Origin of the sequence: Sorangium sp. So ce295 (genome assembly GCF_051527405.1) — a bacterium.
Lineage (GTDB): Bacteria > Myxococcota_A > Polyangia > Polyangiales > Polyangiaceae > Sorangium > Sorangium cellulosum_B.
Genome location: NZ_CP150324.1, coordinates 2280445 through 2304281, shown reverse-complemented (window position 1 = coordinate 2304281; position 23837 = coordinate 2280445). Strand labels below are relative to the sequence as shown.

General features: G+C 73.2%; 16 protein-coding genes. 9 read left to right on the top strand and 7 right to left on the bottom strand.

The features are described from left to right. Positions 1-207 precede the first annotated feature (207 nt). Complete coding sequence (locus tag WMF11_RS08830) at positions 208-3864, bottom strand: protein kinase domain-containing protein (protein ID WP_437977155.1); 3657 nt, start codon at positions 3862-3864, stop codon at positions 208-210. A gap of 88 nt (positions 3865-3952) precedes the next feature. After that, on the bottom strand, positions 3953-5014 hold the full coding sequence (locus WMF11_RS08825; protein ID WP_437977154.1) for a hypothetical protein: 1062 nt from the start codon (positions 5012-5014) through the stop codon (positions 3953-3955). A gap of 263 nt (positions 5015-5277) precedes the next feature. On the opposite strand from WMF11_RS08825, the gene WMF11_RS08820 reads away from it, so the two are divergent. Then, on the top strand, positions 5278-6174 hold the full coding sequence (locus WMF11_RS08820) for a hypothetical protein (RefSeq protein ID WP_437977153.1): 897 nt from the start codon (positions 5278-5280) through the stop codon (positions 6172-6174). Positions 6175-6193: 19 nt separating this feature from the next. On the opposite strand, the gene WMF11_RS08815 is transcribed toward WMF11_RS08820, so the two are convergent. Continuing rightward, on the bottom strand, positions 6194-7081 hold the full coding sequence (locus WMF11_RS08815) for a GNAT family N-acetyltransferase (protein WP_437977152.1): 888 nt from the start codon (positions 7079-7081) through the stop codon (positions 6194-6196). A gap of 332 nt (positions 7082-7413) precedes the next feature. Between WMF11_RS08815 and WMF11_RS08810 the strand changes: the two genes are divergently transcribed. Continuing rightward, complete coding sequence (locus WMF11_RS08810) at positions 7414-7674, top strand: hypothetical protein (protein ID WP_437977151.1); 261 nt, start codon at positions 7414-7416, stop codon at positions 7672-7674. Positions 7675-7710: 36 nt separating this feature from the next. Here WMF11_RS08810 and WMF11_RS08805 read toward each other — a convergent pair whose 3' ends face one another. Continuing rightward, entirely contained in the window at positions 7711-11184 is a 3474-nt protein-coding gene (locus WMF11_RS08805) for a nitric oxide synthase oxygenase (RefSeq protein WP_437977150.1), read from the bottom strand. Positions 11185-11888: 704 nt separating this feature from the next. Between WMF11_RS08805 and WMF11_RS08800 the strand changes: the two genes are divergently transcribed. Continuing rightward, on the top strand, positions 11889-12674 hold the full coding sequence (locus WMF11_RS08800; protein WP_437977149.1) for a DUF5995 family protein: 786 nt from the start codon (positions 11889-11891) through the stop codon (positions 12672-12674). On the opposite strand, the gene rlmN is transcribed toward WMF11_RS08800, so the two are convergent. Continuing rightward, positions 12652-13854 carry a 23S rRNA (adenine(2503)-C(2))-methyltransferase RlmN gene (rlmN, locus tag WMF11_RS08795; protein ID WP_437908005.1) on the bottom strand — a complete coding sequence of 401 codons (1203 nt, stop codon included), beginning with the start codon at positions 13852-13854 and terminating at the stop codon, positions 12652-12654. The genes WMF11_RS08800 and rlmN overlap by 23 nt on opposite strands. Positions 13855-14590: 736 nt before the next feature. Here rlmN and WMF11_RS08790 point away from each other — a divergent pair. Together WMF11_RS08790 and WMF11_RS08785 are read left to right on the top strand one after the other, a co-directional pair. Next, positions 14591-16255, top strand: coding sequence for a hypothetical protein (locus WMF11_RS08790; RefSeq protein WP_437977148.1), 1665 nt, complete (start codon positions 14591-14593; stop codon positions 16253-16255). Further along, on the top strand, positions 16256-17242 hold the full coding sequence (locus WMF11_RS08785) for a hypothetical protein (protein ID WP_437977147.1): 987 nt from the start codon (positions 16256-16258) through the stop codon (positions 17240-17242). 50 nt (positions 17243-17292) lie between these two features. On the opposite strand, the gene WMF11_RS08780 is transcribed toward WMF11_RS08785, so the two are convergent. Next, positions 17293-18123 (bottom strand): alpha/beta hydrolase, encoded by an 831-nt coding sequence (locus WMF11_RS08780; protein ID WP_437977146.1) that lies wholly within the window; start codon positions 18121-18123, stop codon positions 17293-17295. A gap of 172 nt (positions 18124-18295) precedes the next feature. Continuing rightward, on the bottom strand, positions 18296-19354 hold the full coding sequence (locus tag WMF11_RS08775) for a CAP domain-containing protein (RefSeq protein WP_437977145.1): 1059 nt from the start codon (positions 19352-19354) through the stop codon (positions 18296-18298). Between the two features lie 836 nt (positions 19355-20190). Here WMF11_RS08775 and WMF11_RS08770 point away from each other — a divergent pair. The 4 genes from WMF11_RS08770 to lipA all read left to right on the top strand — a co-directional run bounded on the left by WMF11_RS08770 (position 20191) and on the right by lipA (position 23752). Then, the gene (locus tag WMF11_RS08770) at positions 20191-21030 is read left to right on the top strand and encodes an SDR family oxidoreductase (RefSeq protein WP_437977144.1); all 840 of its coding nucleotides are present in this window, start codon (positions 20191-20193) and stop codon (positions 21028-21030) included. 10 nt (positions 21031-21040) lie between these two features. Continuing rightward, positions 21041-21373, top strand: a complete 333-nt coding sequence (locus WMF11_RS08765; RefSeq protein WP_437550964.1) for a hypothetical protein — start codon at positions 21041-21043, stop codon at positions 21371-21373. Continuing rightward, positions 21374-22519, top strand: coding sequence for an S-methyl-5-thioribose-1-phosphate isomerase (gene mtnA, locus WMF11_RS08760; RefSeq protein WP_437908000.1), 1146 nt, complete (start codon positions 21374-21376; stop codon positions 22517-22519). Positions 22520-22624: 105 nt separating this feature from the next. Continuing rightward, positions 22625-23752 carry a lipoyl synthase gene (lipA, locus tag WMF11_RS08755; protein ID WP_437977143.1) on the top strand — a complete coding sequence of 376 codons (1128 nt, stop codon included), beginning with the start codon at positions 22625-22627 and terminating at the stop codon, positions 23750-23752. Positions 23753-23837: the final 85 nt, after the last annotated feature.

Sequence of the window (23837 nt, the reverse complement as noted above, 5' to 3'; positions counted from 1 at the left end):
CGACGGATCATCGTGCGCTCCTTCATGAGCAGCCGCGCTCGGTTCGCCTCCAGGAGCGCGGATCGCCTCGGCAACAGGCAGTTTTCACTCGATGCCCGCCATGGCCGCGCTCTCGCGCCACGGCCGATCCTGTGCTTCCCGGTCTCGCGCCAGCTCGCGCGACCTGGGCGCGATCCGCTGGATGGGCGGATTGTGCAAAGCGCTAGATCACCCCTCATCGAGCCACGCCGCCATCTCCGGCAGGAGGCCCCGCAGGAGGCCGATGACGCGCGGGCTCGACGCGCGCACCTCCCCGACGAGCCGCCGGCGCTCCGCCTCGATCTTGCCGAGCTGCGCGCGGCGCAGCGCCGCCCACAGGCGCGCGCCGGCGGCGATGCTGTCGTCGCCGTGCTCCTCGGCCACGCGCCGGGCCTCCACCGCGTCCTCGAGGGCCTCCCCCACCCGCTCCAGCTCCCAGTGAATCTCGGCGCGCCGGAGCAGCGTCAGCGCGTGGTATCGGTCCCCCCGCGCCCGCTGGAGCTGCTCGGCCTGATCTGCGCTCTCCAGCGCGGCGGCGGGCCGGCCCGCCCGCGTGAGCGCCGCCGCCAGGAGCGAGAGCGCCGCCGCGCGGAGCGCGGGGTCGCCGTCCTGCGCCGCGAGCTCCGCGGTCCGCCGCGCGACCTCCGCCGCCTCGGCGGCGCGCCCCTCGCGCATCAGGAAGGCCGAGAGGTTCTGCAGGAGCAGCCGGAGCTGGCCCCGCATCCCCTGCTGCTCGGCCTCGGCGACGAGCCTGCGCAGCCGGTCGATCGCCACGCCGGTCCGCCCGAGCTCGGCCTCGAGCACCGCGAGATCGCCCCCGATGTGGACCCTGTGCCACGCCGAGGCCAGCGGCGCCGCGATGGCGAGCGCGCGCTGGAGATCGCGCTCCAGCAGCTCGTGATCGCGGCGGTTCTGCGCGTAGTTCAGCTCGCACCGGAGCACGCGGGCCGCGAGCTCGGCCGCGGGTCCCGCGCCCGCCGCGAGCTCCACCGCCTCGCCCGCGAGCTCCATCGCGCGATCCCCGGCGGCGACCCCCGCGAGCGCCATCCGCGCCTCGCAGCGGAGCGCCGCCTCGCCGAGCGCGTCCGCGTCGGCGAGCAGCCCCGGATCGTCGGCCCCCGCCTCGCTGAGCCCGCGCGCCACCTCGAGCCGGTGGATGCGCCGGCGCACGTCGAGCGGCCCTCCGCGCGCCACGACGGCGTGCTCCGAGAGGCGCGCGAGCCGCCGGCTCGCCTCCTCGAGCTTCCGCCCCTGGATGAGCGCCCGGACCGCGTCGATCTCGAGGCCGGCGCGCGCCTCGGGATCCGCCGCGAGCGCGGCCAGCCGATCCGCAAACGCCGCCGCCTCCTCGAAGAGCCCCGCGGCGGCCGCCTCGGCCATCGCGCGGCCGAGCCAGCGGCGCGCCTCGGCCACGGCGCCGAGCCGCTCGTAGCCCGCGCCGAGGAGCCCCGCGTCCACGCGCCCCTGCGCGCCCTCCGCGAGCGCGTCGAGCAGCGCCCGGTGCAGCCGCTGGAACCACGGCCGCCGCTGCGTCAGGTGGAGCGCCGCCTGCCGCAGCATCTCCTGCGGGAAGCTGTATTCCTGCGCGTCGCCGGAGGCCGTCAGCACGCCCGACCCGCCGAGCGCCTCGAGCGCCGCCTCGGCGCGCTCGTCGTCCCCCACGACGCGCAGGAGCACGTCGACGCCGAGCCCGCCGCCGCAGAGCGCCACCGCGGCGAGGGTCCGCAGGGCGCTGCGCTCGGCGGCGCTGTCGGCGGCGAACGAGGCCACCCGGGCCTCGAGCAGATCGGCCACGCCGGGGACCTCTCCCCGCAGGGCCCGGTCGTCGGCGGCGCAGAGGGTCCCGTCGCGGAGCGCCAGGGCGCCGCTCTCGTGCCACGCCATGATCGCGTGCACGATGTAGAAGGGCACGCCTCCGGACGTCGCGACCACGGCCCGCTCCAGCGCGGGCGCAAGCGGGGCAAGCGGGGCAACGAGCGCCGCGGCCCCGCCCTGCGTGGCCTCTGGATGCAGGCCGCGGCCCACCGCCTGCGCGAGCTCGGCGGAGGCCTCGGGGTCGAGCGGCGCGAGGCCGAGGTAGGTCACCCCGGGACACACCCGCGCGCGCACCTCGCCCAGCAGGGCGCGCAGGGGCGCGGGCCGGCTCGGCTCGCTGCGCGCGGCCGCCATCACGAGCAGCCGGCCCTGCGCCTCCGCGGCGGCGCGCCGCAGGAGCAGCTTGATCAGCTCCAGCGTCGCCGCGTCGGCCCACTGAAGATCGTCGACGAGGAGCAGCAGCGGCTCGCGGGCGCTCGCCCGCAGCAGAGCGTCCTCGATGGCCTCGACCGTGTGCGCTACCTCGTCCGCGGAGGGGAGCAGCGCCGGCGACAGCGCCCGCTCCAGCGCCGCGGGGAGCGCGCGGAGCTCGGGGAGGTCGCTCTCGCCGAGCTCCTCGGCGGCGCGGCGCAGCGGATAGAACGGGCTCCGCCGCTCGGGCAGGCACCGGAGCCGGACGACGTGGCGCAGGTCCCATCCGGTGCGCTCGACCGCCGCATCGAGCAGCCGGCTGCGACCGATCCCCTGGTGGCCGCCCACCACGATCCCGCGCACGCGGCCCTCCTGCGCGGCCTGCGCAGCGCGCGCGATCGCGTCGAGCTCGGCTCGCCGCCCGAGGAGCGGCGGCCGGCCGTCGGGCGGGGGCCGCGCGGGACGATCGTCGGGCGCCGGCCGCGCGGGACGATCGTCGGGCGCCGGCCGCGCGGACCGATCGGACCCGCGAAGTGGAGGCTGCGACCCTTCCTTGCTCCCTGGCGGGGCGAGTTCGGGATCGAGCGCGGCGAGGATGCGATCGAGCTCGCGCGCGACCTGATCGGCGTGCCGGGGGCGGCTCTGAGGATCCAGGGCGACCAGCGTCGCCGTGAGGCGAGAGAGGAGGCCGGTCGCCGTCGTCGGATCGGGCACGAGCGCCTCGAGCGGGGGAGCCGGTCGCCGCGGCACGAGGAGCCAGTGCGCGGGCTCCCCGCTGCGCTGCTCGAGCTCGGCGGGGAGGCTGCCGGTCCTCAGGCGGAAGATCAGGACGCCGAGCGCGTAGAGATCGCTGGCGGGCGTGGCGGACTGGCCGACGGCACACTCTGGAGCGATGTAGCCGGGTGTGCCCGCGAGCACGGAGCCCAGCTCCCGGACGGGGCCGGCGACCGCGGGCACGCTCAAGGTCATGGTCGCGCCCGCCGGCTCCTCGGCCAGCACCGTGCCGGAGTACCCGTCGACCGCCACGGTGGGCGGCGGCCCGGTGGGGGCGGCGAGCCCCCGCTCGACCCAGCTCCGCGCGTTTCCCCCGGAGATCCCGAAATCGATCAGCTTGTAGACGCCCGACCCGCGGACGACGTTGGCGGGCTTGACGTCCCGATGGACGAGCCCGGCGGTGTGCACCGCGGAGAGCGCCCAGGCGACGGCGGACGCCGCTTCGAGGACGGCGCGCTCGGGGAGGCGGCCTGCCTCGCGAGAGAGCTCATCGAGGCTCGTGCCGGCCACATACTCCATCACCAGGCCGACAACGCCGAGGGCGTCGTCGCGCTGGAACGAATAGAACCGCACGACGTTCGGGTGCTCGACCCGGCAGAGCGCCTGCGCTTCGTCGAGAATCGTGTCTCGCCACGCGGCCGTCGCGTCGGGGGAGCCCGAGAGCTGCTCGGGTACGAAGAAGAGCTTGATGGCGACGTCGCGGAGCTTCCTGCCTTCGTAGATCTCCTCGGCGAGCCAGACCGGCGCGAACCCGCCGCTGCCGAGCTGCCGGACGAGCCGGAAGGGACCGAGGCGGGCGCCCTGCCCGAGCGGGGTTCCGGAGGGATTCGGCGACGAGCTGGGCATCCGCCGCCGAGCATATCCTAGCCACCCCGGCGCTCCCGCAGGAACCGGTCGTACATGCTCTCCCTCGTCCGCTCGTGCGCGGGCGCCGTCAGGGCACGATCTCGCGGACGCTGCCCTTCTTGTACAGGAGCCCGTCGGAGCCCACCCCATCGCTCCGGAAATAGACGCTGATGTTGGGCTTGCCGGTCTCCGAGCCCTCCCGTGTCGGCTCCCGCGTGAGCTTCATTGCGGGATCGATGCCCGGCCGACAGGGCTCGCCTCCCACACCGAAGTCGGTCCCCTTGTCGACGTGCTCGTGGATCTTCACCCAGGTGCCTCCGCTCGCGCCGTCGGTCTCGTCGATCCAGAGCTCCTGCTTCACATCGCCGTTCGGCAGGTCGTAGACGAGCTGCTTGTACCCGATCCATACCTGCTCCGGCATGCCGCCTTCCCAGTACGTCTTGCCGAGGATGGCCGAGGAGGCGGGGTGATTCGTCTCCTTCTCGAAATCGATCTTGCCGTCGTAGCGCATGCGGGCGGCGATCCCGCGCGTGTCGCACTTGTCGACGTCCTCGTCGCCGATCGTGCCGTGGTTGGTGCGCGTCATGGCGACGAGGCCGCCATAAGGTGTCCCGTCATCAGCGGCCCGCAGGAAATACATCGTGACCTCGACGTCGCGCCACGGGTCGGCGAGCGCAGGGTCGTGCACGTACATCCGCGGGACGCGGCCGCTGATCTTGAGAATGCCCTGGCCGTCGGTGTCATAGGACGCATCGCCGTGGTCGGCGTCGAACCAGGCGTCGGCCGGATCGATCCCCGAAAACGTGCGCGCGACGCCGTTGTCCCAGGTCGAGAACCACGCTTTGCCCGAAGGCAGCGTGGGCCGCAGCATCGCTATCCCGAACCTGTCGAGCCGCCCCTCCTCCCCTCCCCCGGCGCCGGCCGAGCTGGACGCCTCTGCGCTGCTGGATGCGGACGACGCCTCCGCGCCGCCGCCGGGGCCGCTGCCACCGGGGCCGTTGCCGCCGAGACCCCCGCCGCCGAGGCCCCCACCGCCGCCGGTGCCGTTGCCGCCGAGACCCCCGCCGCCGGATTGGCTTCCTGAGGCCGGGACGTGATCGTCCGCGCAACCGGCGCTGCTCAAGCCGACGGCGGCCGATGTGACGGACATCGCGATCGTGAAGCAGACCCGCACGCCCTCCTGCATAACATGCTCTCAGCCGGTCCGCGAGGCCATTGACGGCGAGACACCGGCGGCAACGTACCTGCCAGGTGCTTTACGGAGACAGCTCGGTTTGAGTTCAAGAATTGCACATTTCATCGCGCTTGGAGCGGCGACATCGCGAGATTTGCCCTCAGACGGCGATCCGTGAGATTGCCGCCTGCATAGGACGTTGGCTGCAGCGCTCCGTGTCTGCTACCTCCCGCAACACCATGGGTCAGCCGGACCTGTTCGCGAAGCGGACGTTTGCCGAAGAGACAGAGCGGGTCACGGCCGGTGCGGTAATGTGGCGGGATCCACCCGAGATCAGGCTGGAGAAGGTGCAGGCCGACGGGCTGCTCGTGATTCACCGCCCCGGCATCCTTGCGCATCTGCCGGCTCCGTGGCCGGCCGCGCAGATGTACGAAGAGATCGTGGTGGAGCTGAAGCTCGCGGGGGACCATCTGGACATGAGCGCGGTGGAGCGGGCCCTGCTTCGCCGGCAGGCCAGGCAGGTGCAACGGGTCGAGGAGAGCGCTCCGTCCTGGCCGGGCGAGACACCGCTCTGGTTGGCGGCGCCGCACGTACCGGAGTGGCTGAGGCAGACGCGCCATCCCGTTCGCTTCGCTCCTGGCTGCTACGCGGTGGAGCCGCTGGGGCGCTGCTTCGTGTGGGTGGCGGCGAACGAGCTCCCGCTGAGCGACGAGCTGGTGCCGTTCCTTGTCGCCCGTTCGGGGCAGCCGCTCGACGAGTTCGCCCGCTGGGTGGCGCCGCGCCGGCCGCTTGAATGGGTGCTGTCCATGCTACCCAAGTACCTGCCCATGTCGACGACGGCCCGTGAGGAGCTCTTGTGGCGGTTCGCCAGGACCGGCGATCCCGAGATCGACGCGCGCCAGGACCGCATCCTGGAAGTCCTGCTCACGGCCAATCCTAAGATGAAGCAGCGTCTGGTCGACGAAGGTCGCCTCGACGAGGCGCGCGCGGCCCTGCGCCGCGTGCTCGCGCACCGGCAGCTCGCGCTCACCCCGGAGGATGCGGCGCGCATCGAGGCGTGCACCGACCTCGCGACGCTGGAGCGGTGGCACGGTCAGGCGCTCGCGGCGTCCAGCGCAGAGCAGGCCCTGCGCTGAGCGCCGCCGCGGGCGCTCCTCAGCACCGGAACGGCCGCGGCAGGATCAGTGGCCCTTCCGGAAAGGGCCCGCGCACCATCAGCCGCACCGCCCCCGCGCCGCCCACGGCGTCGTCCCCGTCCACGAAGACGTGCGGCTCCGCCGTCCCCGCCATGCCGAGCGCGTCCGGGCACGCGAAGAGCTCCACGCGCCGCACCGGCGCCGGCAGCCGGTGGAGGATCTCGTCGAGCGGCGGCAGCTCCGCGGCCACGACGTCGTAAAGGCACAGGACGTCGCCGGCGATCTCCAGGGAGACGATGGCACCGAGATCCTCGGCGTAGAACAGCGGCCGATCCAGCTCGTTGACCACGAACACCGCGGCCGGACCGGTGACCCCCAGCCTCGTCGAGGCAGGCGCGCGGCGCGACGCGAGCCGCTGGAAGATCGCACAATCCTCCTCGTCGGCGAGCCGGAAAGGCCGCATCGGCCGCCGGTCGAGCCGCGGCGCGGCCCCGGCGACCACCTTGTGCTCGTCGACGACCCGGAAGCCGAACGGCTCGTAGAGCTCCGGCTGCGCCGTGCAGAGCAGCGCCGCCGGGTACCGCTCGTCACAGAACACGAGCGCCGCCCGCATGGCGGACGCGAAATGCCCCTGCCGGCGGTGCGCCGGATGCGTGCAGACCGCGTGGATGCAGCCCACGTCCGTCGGTCGCCCGTCCAGCACCGTGGCGAGGCACAGCACGCTGACCTGGCTCACCGGCGCGCCGTCCGCCGAGGCGACGAACGGCGTGGTCACGTCCTCCCAGGCGGCGCCGAGCGCGCGCGCCCGCTCGATGACCCGCGCCAGACCGGGGAACACCGTGTCCATGAGCGCCATGAGCTGCGCGCGGAGGCCAGGCTCCGACCAGGATCTGCGCGATGTCGTCATTCCGTGCCCCTTCTGGCCAACTCCCCATATCACATGCCAGCGCGGTAGACGCGCCATCTGCGTGCGCCGCCCGCGAGCCAGGGCAGGAGTAGGCCGACATTCGCTGAAAGACGCAGAGCGCTCGATCCATGGCGACACAGAGGATCAGCGCTTCGAGAGAACAGAAAGACCAGCGTTCCGGCGCTCCGCTCCCCTATGCAACCGCGGTGTCTCTGCGGCTCGAACGCTCGGGCCCAAGTCCCCAGTTCCAGCAGGATTGCGCCTCCGGGGCGCGCGCCCTGAAAAATCCTCAACTGCATCGCTCTGCGGGGCGGTGTGCCAAGGGGGGAACCATGAAGAATACGCTCGGCGCGCTCTCGCTGTCCGCCGTGCTGTCCAGCAGCGATGTGGCGCAAGCCCAGGACAGGGGTCGTCCGCCGCGCGGCTCCTCTCTCCAGACGTGCAGGAACGTCCGGACGGAGCGAGGCACGCTGTTCGCCCGCTGCGAGGATCGGAGGGGCAACTTCCACAATACACGGATGGTGGACTGGAGGAGGTGCAGAGGAGACATCGAGAACGACAACGGCCGGCTCCGCTGCGGCCGCGGCCGCTGACGCGCGCAGCCGCCGGAGCAGGGCGCCTTCCGCACCCTAGTCCTTCGACGGCTTCCACGGATCGTCCTGATACAGGTAGTTCGGCTTCAGGATCTTGTTCTCCATGTTGGTGTGGAACACCGCCATGGTCGACGCCGACATCGGCGGGACGATCCACGTCCAGTCCGCGTACACCGGGCGCTCGCACTGCCGCTCCTGCTGCTCGAACTTCTTGAAGTACTCCGAGAGCGTGTGGTGGTCCATCATCCGCACCTTGGCCTGCCGGAACGAGTGCAGCACCGCGACGTTCAGCTCGACCAGCGCGGCGTCCTGCCACAGCGTGTCGCTGCGCGTCCGGTCCAGCCCGAGGCGATCCGCGATGAGCGGCAGCTGGTCGTACCGCGTCACGTCGCTCAGGTTGCGCGCGCCGATCTCGGTGCCCATGTAAAAGCCGTTGAACGGCGCCGCCGTGTACTGGATCCCGCCGAGATCGAGGGCCAGGTTGGAGACCGCCGGCAGCGCGTGCCACTTCAGCCCGAGCTCGGCGAACCACGCATACCTCGGGTGCTCGATCGGCACCTCGAGCACCTTCTCCCGCGGCAGCTCGAACCACTTCGGCCGGCCGTCGCCGATCTGGATGATCAGCGGCAGCAGATCGAAGCGCGTCCGCTCCCCGCCCGGCCAGCCCAGCGCGAGCGCCTGGTCCGTCAGCTCCACGTTCCCCGGATCGCCGAGGACGCCGCCCTCCGGGAGCCGGTAGCCCGCATAGCGGACCAGCTGGCCGTTCCAGATGCGGATCCGCGGCTCACCCGGCCTGAACACCGTCATGGTCGCCCGGACGTCGCCCCCGTTGGTCGCCAGATCGAGGTGCTCCACCAGCGCCTGGAAGATCTCCTCCTCCGTCTTCAGGTGGCGCAGATCGCGCACGTGGAGCGTCGACCAGAAGAAGCGCCCGATGCAGCGCGAGCTGTTGCGCCACGCGAGCCGGGCGCCATAGGCGAGCTCGTCGGGCAGGTGCGTGTACGTCCCGTGCTTCTCCAGGCTCGCCCGCACCTCCTGCCAGCGCTCGTCCGCCGCCGAGGGCACCCCGAGCTCCGCGTAGCACTGGCGCAGGAACGCCTCGGCCTCGGTCGGCACCGCCTCGGGCGCGGTGGGGGTCACGTGAAACGACCCGTGCTCGACCGGACACACGCCGCCAGCCGCCGGCGCCGCCCGCGCCGCGCCGGCGCGCCGGAGCGGCGTCGGGCGGACCTCGCCGGCGGTGTCGACGTTCGAGCTGAACAGCTCCCGCTGGATGGCGTCCGGCGGCCAGCCCGCCGCGCGCAGGTGCTCCTGCGCGTCGCGCATGAAGGCATCGGGACCGCACACGAGCGCCCGCGATCCCGGCCGGTAAGGATACAGCTCGGCCACCTGCTCCCTGGACAGGCGCCCCTCCGCCTTCGTCGCGCGCAAGCGGAACGCGACGCCGGGCGTGCGGCCGGCGATCGCGCGCAGATCCTCCTCGAAATAGGCGAAATCCGGGGCGCGCGACGCCGACCAGTCGAGGAGGAAGGCCCGCGCGTCGGGGCGGCCGGCCCTGCCGTCGAGCGCCCGCAGCATCGCCATCGCCGGCGTGACGCCGATGCCGCCCGCGAGGAACACCACCCGCTCCACGGGCGGCGCCGGGAGGACGAAGCTTCCCTTCGGCGCCGACGCGCGCAGCAGCGAGGCCGCGGCGCGCTCGCACAGCCACCGCGAGAACACCCCGAGCTCCTCGCGCTTCACCGTGATCTCGTAGTCGCCGCCGGGGCGCGCCGGCGCCGAGAGCGTGTACGCGCGCGCCACCCAGCGCCGATCGAGGTAGCCCTGCACGAGCACGTGCTGCCCGGGCACCGACGCCGCCGGCGCGCCGCCGACCGGCGAGAGCGTGATCTGGAAGATCCCGGGGGAGAGCTCCCGCGCGGCCTTCACCTCGGCCTGCTGGAGGCTCGATCCGCCGAACATCTCGGCGACCGCCGGGGCGCAGCCGCCGCAGATCTGGCCCGCCCGCGTCCGCTCCGACAGCTCGGCGGGCGTCGCGCACCCGGCCTCGATGAGGCTCGTGATCTGCCCGCGCTTGACCCCGGCGCAGTTGCACACGATCTCGTTCGGCTCGAACAGCGCCGCGGGTTGATCGATCTTCAGCTCGCCGAGCTCCCGGAACGTCGTGAGCTGCCAGCCGGGCAGCGGGCCGCGCGCCATGAGCAGCCGCATCGCCGAGGGGAGGTCGTTCCATTCCCCCTCGACGTGCAGCCCCGTGAGCTGCCCGCTCGACAGGAGCAGCGCGCGGCGCTTGTCGCGATCCCCGCACGGCACCCACCGGAGGCTCTCCGTGGGCGCGTCGAGCCACCGCGCCGAGACGCCGCTCCCGTCGAGCGCGCGCGAGAGCGACAGGACGCGGCCAGCGCCGTCCACGATCTTCGAGATCGCGGCCTCCTTGCCCGCCAGCGCGCCCATCGCGGCGCCGCTCTCGACGACCCCCTCGCGCCGGGAGAGCAGCCCCTGCCCGGGCAGCAGATGGACGTTGACGAAATCGAGCGCGTGCCGCTCGGCCCAGGCGTCGACGCTCGCGGGCGGCAGCTCGAGCCAGGCCTCGTCGGACCCGCGGACGTCCGCGGGGATCCCCTCCCTGGCCAGGCTCGCCCAGCCCTCGATCAGCGCCTCGGCCGCCGCCTTCCGCAGGCCCGCCTGGACGAGCGCCGCCACGGCGTGATCGGCCGGCGTGTCCACGTACCGGAGCTCGAACGAGTCCTCGCGCAGCAGCTGCTGGACCAGGTTGTCGAGCCGCCCCCGCAGCCCGGCGGTGAACTCCTCGAAGTCGACGGTCCCGTCCCCGGTCGTGTCCGCGGCCAGGAGCAGCGCCTTCGCCTCGTCGGCCCCCATCCCGAGGCCGGTGAGGTACGGCAGGAGCTCATCCTCGCTGAGCTTGCGGTTGTGGTCGCGATCGATCTCCTCGAACCGGCGCCAGGCGAAGCGCTCGCTCGTCAGGCCGGCGCGGAGGCCGCGCGAGAGCGCGGCCGCCACCTCGGCGCCGGAGCACGCGGCGGGGCCGCAGACGACGGGCGCCGGCGCGCCGGGCTGCTCGAGCGCGCGGATCGCCCTGCGGGCCACGTCCGCGGGCGCCACCCAGGGCAACGCGCCGCCGCCCAGCGGCAGCGGCAGCGTGCGACGGAGCCGGATGTCCTCGCGCCACAGGTTGAGCGCGCTCAGCAGCGGTCCGTGCCAGACCGTGGTCACCGACTGGCCGGAGGCGCGCACGGACGCCTCAGCGTCGCGGATCTGCTGCCCCACCCGGCTCGAGGGAGGGAAGTAGGGCGCCACCCAGAGGAGGTGCGACGCGCCCACCTCCCTCGCCGACGCGAGGAAGGTCCGCGCGGCCACGAGCGGATAGGCGAGATCCGCGGTGCCCATCACGAGCGCGATGGCCGGCTTTGCGGGCTCGATCGGCAGCGACTGGAGGAAGGAGGCGAGGTCGTTTCTGGGCTCGGAACAGACGATCTTGAGGAAGCTCATGGTGCTCGACAGGGGCAGCCGCGGAGGAGCGCAACCGCCGTCGCGGCCGCCAGGCGGGCAACGATGGCTGATGGCTGATGGCTGATGGCTGCGCGCAGGCGCGGAGCGCTCCGCGCCAGGATACGGCGCATCACCCGGCTGGCCGAAACCCGAAAACGCCCGCGCGCTCCAGCACACACCACCGCACCGAGGGCACCAAGGTGTGTGCGGCGTCGGGGGATCCCTTGTTTTGCCTGGAGGAGATCCGTCTGCGCGTCACAATCTGCCTCATGGGGCACTTTGGTGCGCCGGCCTGCGCTGTCACCGCGTCCGGACACGACGCTGACGGGTCCGCCGCTCGACGTTCCCGCCGCTGGTAGCCGCGTGGCGCCACCGAGACCTCACCCGCTCGCCCCAGACCGGCGGGCGAGCGCGCTCCGCTGTATTCGCGGGAAATCCGACATGAAGGGAGAGCAGGCGAACGAGCATGCGAGCGACGATCGCGCGCTCGAGCTCCGCGCTGCGTGCGCTCGTACATCCTGTGGCTGTGTACGACTGCGGACCGGACATACGGGCACGATCCTTGAATTCGCTCGCTCAGCGCAGCCATGAAGACCCTTACTTCGGATCAACCCCTGGCGATGAGGAGCAAGCAGACGCGGTCATTGGCTGCGTCCCGTCCCGCGGCGTCCACTGCGCGTCATCCCGTCCTGCAGGGCGTGACGATGACGCCGGCGAACGTCTCCGAGGCGCTGATCGCGCTGGAGACGGTCGCCGCGCGGCTGCGCGAGAGGAACGACCCGAGGGCGGTGTTCCCCGACGTCTACGCCGTGATCACGCGCCGCGTGAAAGAGGCGGTCGAGGGCGCGGACGGCCGGTTCCTCGAGCCGGCGTGGATCTCGCGCCTGGCGGGGATCTTCTGCGAGTACTACCTGACGGCGCTCGCGGCGTCGCTCGACGGGCGGTCGACGGGCGTCGAGGCGTGGGACGTCGCGTTCCAGTGCGCCAGCGCGGGCGGGGCGGCGGCGGCGGTGCACGGGCTGCTCGGCATCAACGCGCACATCAACTACGACCTGGCCCTCGGGCTCTACCGGAACATCGTCCAGCACGGCGCGGCGCAGGACGCCCGGCTTCTCGACCGCTACCGTCACGACCACGACCTTGTGAATGAAATTCTCGCGGCGGCGATGCCGGAGATCTTCGCGATCCTGCGCGTTCGTTATGGCTGCCCGCTCGCCCGGATCGCGACCTTCAGCCGGGACGTGGAGCGCGCCGTCTCGAGCGTCGTGATGTACCTGCTGAAGTGCTGGCGCGACCGGGTCTGGACCGACCTGCTCTCCATGCTCGCGACGCTCGGGCACACCGGCGAGACGGGCAAGCGCGCGGTGCTCGCCCGGATGAACCAGCGTTCGGGGAAGATCGCCCGCACGTTCGCCGCGGGCCACGGGGCGCTCCGCGTCGGGGCCCCGCTCGCCCGCGGCGCCGCCCTCACGCTGGCTCTGGCTGCCTGACGCGGGCCATCCCCGCGAGCTGACCGCAGGCGCCGCCCACGTCGCGCCCCCGCGGCCGTCGCACAAGCGTCGTCACGCCGTGGCCGGACAGCCGCGCCACGAAGGCGTCGAGCCGCGCGGGCGACGGCGGGCGCAGCGCCGGATCCGGGCCGGGGTTGCAGGGGATGACGTTCACCCTGCACCGGAGCCCGGCGACGTAGGCCGCGAGCAGATCCGCGTCCTCCGGGGCGTCGTTGACTTGATCGAAGAGCACGTACTCGAAGAGCACGCGCCGCCCCTGCGGCAACGCCCGCGCGATCGCCTCCTTCAGCGCCGCCATCGAGAAGCGCGCGTTCACGGGCATGATCGCCTGCCTGCGGGCGTCGTCCGGGGCGTTGAGGCTGACGGCGAGCTCCGCCCGCGCCTCGCGGAAGAACGGCTCGATCTTGTCCGCCACCCCGACGGTGCTGACGGTGACGTGCGACGGCGCGAACCGGAAGGCCCGCGGGTCGGTGAGCAGCCGGATGGCCTTCAGCACCTCGCCGAGGTTATCGAACGGCTCGCCCATCCCCATGAAGACGAGGTTCCTGAGGGGCGCGCCGCCGCGCTCGGCCGCGAGCGCCCGGGCGATCCGGACCTGATCGACGATCTCGCCGGCGGCGAGCTGGCGCTCGAGCCCGAGGCGCCCCGTCTCGCAGAACGAGCAGGCCCGGGCGCAGCCGACCTGGCTCGAGACGCAGAGCGTGGTGCGGGCGGGCCCGGGGATGAGCACCGACTCGATGAGCGCGCCGTCGTGCGCGCGCAGGACGAGCCGGAGCGTGTCGTCCGGCGCCGGCGCCCGCTCGGCGATCTCGAGCGACGGCGCCGGATCGAGCGCGAGCAGCGCCTCGTGCGCCCAGGCCCCCACGCCCAGGGCGGCGAGCGCGCGCGCGTCCCAGGCCGGCGCAGGCGCGGGCGCGCCCGGCTCGGCGCCGAAGGCGTGGCGCACCACCTTGCCGGCGACCGAGCGCGCCGCCGACGCCGTGCCGCCGGCCCGGCGGAGCAGCTCAGCGAGCGAGGCCGCGTCGTGGTCGGCGAGCCGCGCGCGCCAGCGTGGGACACGCGCGCTCTTCCGGATCAGCGGGCGCCCTGCGACCTGCGCCGGCGGGTCGCCGGCGCGCAGGGGCGACGCCATCTCTTCGGGGATCTCCGGAACGCGCATGCGCACCCGCTAGCACGCCGGGCGCGGCGCCGCGCGGCCCAGCGACGCCGCGCGCAGCGAGCCGAGCCGGCCGCCTCGCCCGGACGGCCTCCGGATGGACCGCTCGCCGGGCGCTCCGGCCGGCCGAGCCCCGACGCCCGCGCATCCGCCGGATGAACGCTCGCCGGGCGCTCCGGCCGGGCCCCGGCTCCCGCCGTTTCCCCCACCCAGGTCATCGCGAGCTTGTCAATCGCATGTCGATCGCCACGCGAAAGACAAGCGAGAACTCGCCCGGCGCCCCGCATCCGACACGAAACCTGCGCGCCGTCTGGGGCCATCAGGTGGCCAATCTGTGGACAAGCATGTGGACTGTCAAACCGGTCTCGGGAACGTGATTTTTGGGTTGCAGATTGGTTCCGAAGGAGGGAGTTTAGCGCCCGGAAGTTGGGAGGCGCGCCGGGTCACGGAGCGCCAGAAATCGCAGAAAAATCAGTTGTATCGGTGTGGGCGGCGCGTCCATGCCCGGGCTGGCTTCGGCTGGCGCCGGGGCTTGGAGGGGCTGCCGCCCCGCGATCGGCGCAGGACGGGCAGCTCCGCGGAGTTGCCAGGGTCCCACGGGGTTTCCACAACCTGGGAACAACCTGTGGATTATTTGTCCCTCCTGCGCGTGGCGTGTTCCAGGATCGGGTGAGCGGGGTTCCCGTTCCCAAGCTTTTCTGGCGCTCTCGGACACACCGGTGGGCTACGTTGCGCGCCGATGTCCGCACGCAACGGCCCTGTTTCCTGCGCGCCGCGCGCGTCCCTCGCGATCGCGGGGGGGCTCGCCGGGTGGCTCGCTGCGGGCGCCGCGGCCGCGCAGGCTCCGCCGCGGAACGCGCAGGCGGAGGCGGCCTTGAAAGAGGCGATGGGGACCGACTACCTCGAGACGCGGTTCGCCGACGCGGAGCGCAAGCTCCGGGCTGCGCTGGACGCCTGCGGCGAGTCGGGCTGCTCGCCCGCGGTCAAGGCGAGGCTGCTGGTCGCGCTGGGCACCGTGCTCGCTCAGAGCAGAAAGGGGCTGGAGGACGCGCGGGGCGCCTTCGCGGACGCGCTCCGCGTCGATCCCTCGGCGAATCTGGACCCGGATCTGACAACCCCGGAGGTCTCCTCCGCGTTCGAGCAGGCGCGCGCGGCCACCGGCGCCGGGGCGACCGGGGCGCCCGCGGCGGCCGGGACGGGCGGAGCGCCTGCGGCAGCCGGAGCGGCGGAAGCGCAGCTCCAGATCGCGCCGATGCCCGAGCAGCGCGTCCGCACGCCCGTCCCGCTGTATGGCGAGGTCTCCGCCGAGCTGCTGCCCAGCGTGAAGCAGGTGACCGTCTGGTACCTGGCGCCCGGGGAGCGCGAGGTCCGCTCTCTCGTCATGAAGAAGCTGCGCGGCCAGGGGTTCGGCATCAACGTGCCCTGCGCCGCGGTGGGAAGGACGGGGAAGCTCCTCTATCACGTCGCGGCCGTCGACGAGGACGGCGCGATCCTCGCGAGCGCGGGCACGCGCGACGCCCCGCTGGTCACGCAGATCAGGGAGAGCATCACCTCGGCGCCGCCCCGCTGGCCCGGCCACGCTCCGCCGGCGGAATGCGCGGCCCCGGAGCAGGAGCGCCCGCGGCAGTGCCTCGACGACCGGCAGTGCGACAGCGGGCTCGCCTGTGTCGGCGGCGCGTGCGTCACGCGAGCCGCAGCGGAGGCTGCGCCGGATGTCCGGAGGAGCTGGGTGGCCCTCACCTTCTCACCCGACGTCGCGCTGCTCTCCGGCCGGGACGTGTGCACCGTCGGGTCGCAGCGGAGCGACCATTTCGTGTGCCTGCGCGGCGACGGGACCCGGTACGACGGCACGCCGACGCCGGACGTCGCGAACGACGTGAACCTCGGCTTCGCGCTCGCGACGTTGCGGGTGACGATCGCCTACGATCGGCTGGTCCTCGACGACCTCACGGTCGGCGGCCGCGTCGGCTTCGCGGCCGGCGGCACGACGGAGGGCGGCGCCTCGTTCCTGCCGCTGCACCTCGAGGCGCGCGCGCAGTACTTCCTGGGCGCGCGGCCCTTCGAGCAGCTCGGCGCGCGCCCGTTCGTGCTCGCCGCGGCCGGGGTCGCGCAGGTCGACACCGAGGTCGACGTGGAGGTCCTCGAGGACGCGACCGCTTGCGGGGCCGACCCGGACACCACGAGCCCTTGCACGAGGCCGGGAGCGAGCGGCAGAGTCGAGGCTCGGCGACAGACGCTCACCGCGACCCGGCAAGCGGGCCAGGGGTTCGCGTCGGTCGGCGCGGGCGTTGCCTATGCGCCGATCGAGGCCCTCTCGCTGAACCTCGCGCTCCGCGCGAGCCTCACCTTTCCTGCCGTGACCACCGTCCTCTCCCCGGAGGTCGGTCTTTCCCTGGGGTTCTGAATGGCTGACACCTCGGATATGCGCCGCGGGGCGACTCCCCCGGGCGCGCTGCGCAACCCGAAGATCGACGCGGCGATCGAGCGCGCCGTGCAGCTCGGCGATCCGGCCGAGCTGCTCGCGCTGCTCGACCGCAGCTCCGGGCTGCCCGCCCGGCGCGGCGGGGTGCGCGCCCCCGGCCCCGACCTCGGGCCGAACGCCCCCTTGCCGCGCGTGAACCTGGATCTCGCGCGGGCGGTCGGCGCGGCGATCGCGGACCGCGGCGCGCCGGCCGAGCGGCTCGTGCGGGCGCTCTGCGCGACCACCGAGGAGTACGCGCTCATCGTGGCGGCGCAGGCGCTCGCGTCGCTCGCGGTGCAGGGCGCGGCGCCGGCGGGCGGAGCTGGGCAGGCGCCGCGCGCGGGCGGCGCGCGCCGCGGGAAGGGCGGGCTCGATCCGCTCGAGGCGCTCGAGGAGCTGGCCGAGGACCCGCGGCGCGTCGTGCGCGACGGGGTGGTGGCGGCGCTCCGCGCGGTCATCGCGGCGCGCGGCGACGCGGTGGTCGGCGAGCTCTCGTCCTGGACCGACGGCTACCTGCAGGCGTACGTCGCGCTCGAGGCGCTCGCCGAGCGCACGCTGCTCGCCAGGCTCTCGGCGGGCGCGGAGGTGGTCGAGCGCCTCGAGGAGGCGTTCGTGCTGTCGGATCGCTCCCCGCGCGCGGACGAGCGGCTGCAGGGCCTGCGCGTCCTCCGGCAGGGGATGCCCGCGCAGATCGCGGCCCTCGCCGGCCGCTTCCCCGAGGTCGTGCGCTGGCTCGAGGAGAAGACCCGGGCGGAGCGCCCCGAGTCGCGCGACGTCGTGGCGGACGCGATCGCCGCGCTCCGGAAGACGTCGTTCTCGGATGCGGAGGTCGACCGCCTGTCGGCGGCGCTCGGCGCGACCGCACCGATACCGCGCTACGCGGCGCGCATCGTCCAGGGGACGCGCAAGCGGAGCAAGGGGCGGCGGTAGGGACGGTCGGTCCTGGGCCGCCGGCGCGACGAGCGCCGAAACACAGGAGATCACGCGGCCTGCTGCGACCCCTCCGGCGCTCCGGCGCCGCCCTGCTGCTCCCTGGCGGCCCCGGTGAACAGGAATTGCAACGCCCCCGGGGCGCGCCGGCGCCACGCGTCCTCGGAGTGGGTCCCGTCCTCGTCCAGGCAGAACAGCAGGTTGTCCTCCCTGTAGCCCTGCTGGCGAAGTTGCTCGACCAGCCGCGCGGCGTCGCGCAGCACCGAGCCCCCGTCCTCCTGAGCGCCGGCGTCGACGTACAGCCTCGAGCTCGCGGGGACGGCCAGAGACGCGAGGACGTCGAAGATCTTGCGCTCGGCGAACCAGAGCGATGGCGACATGCAGAGCGCGGCCCCGAACACCTCGGGGCAACGCCGATGAGCGTAGAGCGCCGCGAGGCCCCCCATGGATGAGCCGCCGATCGCCGTGCTGGCCGGGTCGCGCCTCACCGCGAAGCGCTCCTGTACGGCCGGCACGATCTCGGAGGTGAGCCAGCCCAGAACATCGTCGAGCTTCCCTTCGCTTCCGTCGCCCGGGAACGGCGACAGCTCCGTCAACCGCTCGGGCCCGCCGTGATCGAGCCCCACCAGGACCGGCGCTTCGAGACCTCGATTGGCGAGATCGTGGACGGCCTCGTGAAGGTGCCACCCTCCGCTGTAGGAGGGGTCGTCGTGAAAGACGTTCTGCCCATCGAACAGGAAGAGCACAGGCGATGGCCGCCCCTCACGCGCCCCCTCGTCGGGCAGGTAGACACGCACGTTGCGCTCCCCGTGGAAGCCGGGAATTCGGTATGGACCGAGAAGATAGATGACATGTGTTTTCGCGGAGGTCTGCTGTTCCACCGTCCCGGTCTGAAGCAATCACCGGGCCGCCACTAAGCCGCTGCTCTCCTGCTGCTGAGCGCGGCGCGGCCCGGGCCATCTCGGCTCCCGGGTCGCGCCGCTCCGCCATGGCAGAACGCCTCACGCGTGGCAGGCTGCTGCGAGCAGGCGGCCGCCGCCGCGGGTGCCTGGCCTAATTGCAGCTCGCCTCGGAGCTGCCGCCGAACACCGTGGTCCAGTAGGACCCGTACGTCCCGCCTCCGGTCGCCCGCCCGATGCCGATGACCTTGAAGGCGGAGCCGAGCATGTTCTTGTTGTGGCCGTCCGAGTTCTTCCACTGGGTGAACGTCGCCTGCGCTGCCGAGTAGCCAGCGGCGATGTTCTCGGCCATGGCGTTGCCCCCGCAGCCGAGCTCGTAACAGGCGTTGCACATGCGGGTCCAGGGCGACCGGCCGTCGAGGCTCGTGTGCGAGAAATAGTTCTGATCGCGCATGTCCTCGCTGTGCCCCTGTGCAGCGCGGTTCATCGAGGTGCAGGCCGAGAGCGCCCCGAGGCCGTTCTGCGCGCGATACTGGTTGATGATGGTGAGGAACGCCTGCTCCTCGGTGTCGAGCGGAGTCGTGCTGGGCCCGGCGCCGCTGCACATCTGGCATGCGCCGCAGTCGCTCGAGCAGCTCGAGCAGTCCTCGCCCGCGCCGCAAACCCCATTGCCGCAGACCTCACCGCCCGTCGAGCCGCCCGCGCCTCCGGTGCTGCTCGTCGAGCCGCCCGCGCCGCCCTCGCCGCCCGTGCCGCCCGTGCCGCTCGTCGAGCCGCTCGCGCCGCTGCCCGGCGTCGCGGGGCCGCACGCCGCCTGCACGTAGAGCCGCTTCGCTGTCCTCCTGCACGGATCACCGGAGAAGGTCGCGTTGCTCGCCCGCACGGTACAGCTCGCCTTTCCGACGCACGCGCGCTCCACGACGGCCTTCGACGTCGGCGCGTTGCACGTGGTGGCCGAGTAGCCGCCGCAGACCCCGCGCGGCCTGCCATAACTCGCGAACTGGATCGCCGTGATGACCTCGCCGGCAGGACAGGAGAGCTCCACATCCGAGCCCTCCGACGCGGTATCGCAGACCGCCCCCGCGAGCGGCGAGGACTGGTCCTCCGACAGCTCCGCCGACGGCTCCTCGCCGACCTCGGTCGAGGCGAGGCAGCCGACGGCAGAACAGCCAGCGATGAAGGCGAGGACAAGCGTCCTGTGCAAAGCGCTCATATGCATGCTCCTTGGTTCTCTGGGCCCGTCCGAGCTCGGCCCGCCCCTGCGTCGCGGCTCGCGCCAGCACGTACGCCGGGGCACACGACACCTCGACGGGCCACCCCAGTACAGCGTTGTTCAGGGGGCGGAGTAGCGCACAGCGCGATCCCACGCAGCGCAGCGCCTCCCTTCGATTCGCTCACGACACGGTGTCACCTGACCGCTGGCATGTCCAGATACGAAACACCCTGACAGGCATGATTTGCCGCCGGATCACTGGATCTTTTCAAGGCCCATGAAACCGAGCTTCCCGGAGCTCGACGACACAGGATTTCTTCACGCGAAGACGGTGTGAGACATGGAGCCATCAGGACACAACATCTCCCCTGGTCCGAAGGGTGGGTGTCCGTGTCCGACGACAGACCGCGATCAGAAGCCCGTGGGCGCGACGACACCCTGCGAGCCTCCGCCGCCGCCCGCCGTGGATCGCGCGTCGATCCGCGCCGCGGCGAGCCACAGGCCGCATGTCAGCAGCAGGTCAATCGAACGCCCATGAAATCCGCGCGACTCCCCCGCTCCTCGCCACACCGCCACGCCGCTCGCCCGCTCACGTCCGCGGCAGAGCTCGTCCCTGCGTCACGCGCGGGGTGGCGGTGGATGTGGCCTCTTGCCGCACGCGCGCGCCATCTCCTCCGCGCGGCATGCCGGCTGCCGCGCTGCGCTGGTGGAGAAGGTGGAAAGGCGGCCTGACGGCCTGACGCCCCGATGACCGCGCGGCGACCCCGCAGCACGGCCGCTCGACGGCGAACCGCGAGGCCGCACCCGCGGCGGCTCCTGTGCTATGACCGCCGACCATGCGCCTCAAGGACCGCGTTGTCTTCATCACAGGAGCTTCCCGCGGGATCGGACGGGCCGTCGCCCTCGCCTGCGCGCGAGAAGGCGCCGATATCGTCGTCGCCGCGAAGACGGAGGTCGCCGAGAACCCGCGCCTCCCGGGCACGATCCACGACGTCGCCCGCGAGATCGAGCAGCTCGGCCGCCGCGCGCTGCCCATCAAGCTCGATGTCCGCGACGACGAGGCCTGCAGGGGCGCCGTCGCCACGGCCGTCGAGCGCCTCGGGCGCATCGACGCGCTCATCAACAACGCGGGCGCGCTCTGGTGGGCCGACGTCGTGGACACACCCATGAAGAAGTTCGACCTCATCATGGGCATCAACGTGCGCGCGTCGTTCGCCCTCTCGCAGGCCGTCCTCCCCCAGATGATCGCGCAGAAATACGGCCACATCATCATGATGTCGCCCCCCGTCGACGCCGAGGCCTGCGCCCACCACGGGGCCTATGCGGTCTCCAAATTCGGCATGACGATGATCGCCGACGCCATCGCCGGCGAGTACGCGGAGCACAACGTCACGGCCCACGCCCTCTGGCCCGCGACCGCGATCGAGAGCTTTGCCACGATCAACTTCGGCCTGGGCGGCCCGGAGCTCTGGCGCAAGGCGGATATCCTCGCCGACGCGACGCTCGCGCTGCTCTCGCGCGAGCCGTCGGCGCGGCGGGGCAAGGCGTGGATCGACGAGGCCCTGCTCCGCGAGGAGGGCGTCACCGACTTCTCGAAGTACCAGTGCGTGCCCGGCGTGGAGCCGCCGCACTTCCCCTTCACCGCGATCCCCAAGGCGACCAGCACGAAACCATGAGGCGCGACCCGTGACCCGCGAGGACGACAAGAAGACGCGCCCCGCCGCCGGCGGCGGCATCGATCCCGGGCCAGAGCTCGCCGCGGTCTTCGACGACCTGGAGACGCTGCTCAAGAACGGCGACGTGATCGAGGCGCTCACGGCGCGCGGGATCAACGCGAGCCTCGCGCTGCTCGCCGCCGACGCGCTCCGCGCCTACCTTGCGGGCCGCAAGGCCGACGCGGCGGAGGACTTCGCGACCGTCGCGGAGGAGATCCGCGGCCGGCTCGCCGCGAGCGCCGAGGCGCAGGGGCCGGACGACGGATCGCCAGGGGAGCCGTCACGCTCGAACGGGAGGGGCTGAATGGGCACGAGCTTCGAAGCAGAGCAGACACCGAGGCCAGGCGAGGGCGCGCGGCCGGCGCCGCCCTGGGAGCCGGCCGCGGCCCTCTCCGGCGCCGACTACTCGGCCGTCGAGCTGGCGCAGGGCGACGACCGCGTGTTCCTCCTCGAGCAGCGCGAGCTGCCCGAGCGCGAGCGCTACCTCACCGTGACCGACTCCGCCGGCGTCGCCGAGGCCATCCGGACCATGGTGGTCCGCGGCGCCCCGGCCATCGGCATCGCCGCCGCGTACGGGATGGCGCTCGCCGCGCGCGCCGCCCGCGACGAGGGCGCCTCCAGCTACGTCGCCGCCATGCGGGCGGCGGGGGAGCACCTCGCCTCGGCCCGGCCCACCGCCGTGAACCTCGGGTGGGCGGTGCGGCGCGCGATCGCCGCGGCCCTGCAGAACGCCGGGCGCCGCGGCGAGGAGCGCGCGCGGGAGCTCGCCGAGCTCGCCCGCGAGATCCACCGGGAAGACGTCGCCGCCTGCCACCAGATGGGCCGCGCGGGCGCCGCGCGCCTGCCGGAGTCGGGCACCGTCCTCACCCACTGCAACGCGGGCGCGCTCGCGACCGGCGGCTACGGCACGGCGCTCGGCGTGATCCGCGCCGCCATCGAGGAGGGCAAGGCGCTCCGCGTGCTCGCGTGCGAGACCCGCCCGTACCTCCAGGGCGCCCGCCTCACCGCCTGGGAGCTCCAGCGGGACGGCATCCCCGTCGAGGTGATCTCCGACTCGATGGCCGCGTGGTTCATGCAGAAGGGCGAGATCGGCGCCGTCGTCGTCGGGGCCGACCGCATCGCGCGGAACGGCGACGTCGCGAACAAGATCGGGACCTACGGCCTCGCCTGCCTCGCGCGCCACCACGGCATCCCGTTCTACGTGGCCGCCCCGTGGAGCACGATCGACCTCGCCACCGACAGCGGCGCGTCGATCCCGATCGAGGAGCGCAGCCGCGACGAGCTCGCCGTCGTCGGCGGCCGCCGCGTCGTCCCGCCCGGCGTGCCCGTCCGGCACCCGGCCTTCGACGTCACCCCCGCGGAGCTCGTCACGGCCGTCTTCACCGAGCGCGGCAAGCTGACGACGCGCGAGATCAGCCGCTCCGTGCCGCCTGCGCCGCCGGCAGGTTAGCGCCGGCCGCGCGAGGGCCGCGGCGCCCAGCCGCGCGAGGGCCGCGGCGCCGGCGCGCGCCCTCCCCCTCGCGCTCCCCCGCCGCATGGGCTAAGGACACCCCTGATGGCGCAGTTCTCGCCCAAACCTGAATGGCTCAAGGTCCGCGCTCCCGGGGGTGACACGTACCACCACCTCAAGGAGACGTTCCGCAAGCTCGATCTCCACACGGTCTGCGAGGAGGCGCGCTGCCCGAACGTCGGCGAGTGCTGGCGCGAGGGGACCGCGACGGTGATGCTCCTCGGCGACGTGTGCACGCGCGGCTGCCGCTTCTGCGCGGTCACGACGGGCGATCCGCGCGGCGCTGTCGACGTGCGCGAGCCGGAGCACGTGGCCCGCGCCATCGCCCGGCTCTCGCTCCAGTACGTCGTGATGACGATGGTCAACCGCGACGACCTGCTCGACGGCGGCGCCGAGCACGTCGCCCGCACGGTGAGCCGCCTGCACGCGCTCCGGCCCGACCTGCTCATCGAGACGCTGGTCGGCGACTTCCAGGGCCACATGAGCGCCGTCGACATGGTGGTCGACGCCGGGCCCGACGTCTTCGCCCACAACGTCGAGGTCGTCCGCCGCATCACGCGCGTCATCCGCGACGTCCGGTCGAGCTACGACCAGTCGCTCGCCGTGCTCCGGCGCGCGAAGGAGCGCCAGCGGCGCCTCGCCGCCGACGCCGCGGAGGCCGGCGCGCCCGCGCCGCGGCGGCTCACCAAGAGCTCGATCATGGTCGGCATCGGCGAGACCGACGACGAGGTCCTGGAGGCGCTCCGCGACCTGCGCGAGGCCGGGGTCGACATCGTGACGATCGGCCAGTACCTCCGCCCCTCCTCGAAGCACGCGCCCGTGCAGCGCTTCGTCGAGCCCGAGACCTTCGCCGCGTTCGAGCGCGCGGCGCTCGAGATGGGCTTCCTCTACGCCGCCAGCGCGCCGCTCGTTCGGTCGAGCTACAAGGCGGCCGAGGTCTTCGTCCGCAGCCTGATGGACCGAGGCGGCGCGGAGCAGCCCGCCGGCGCCTCCCCGGGCGGCGCCCCGGCCGTCGAGGCGCTCCTCGAGGAGCGCCTCGCCGTGGCGCGCCGCGAGGCCGCCCGCCTCACCGCAGAGCTCGACCCGGACGAGCCCCGCCCGCCCGTCGCCCCGGCGACGGCGTCAGCGAGCCCCGCGGGCCTCGTCCCTGCCGCCTCCCTCGTCCGCCGCTAGAGCGGCGCTCACCCGCTTCGGATACGGGCCCATCTCGACGTTTTCGGTGCTCAGCGCACTGGAGTGCGCTTGCGCGCCGAAAACG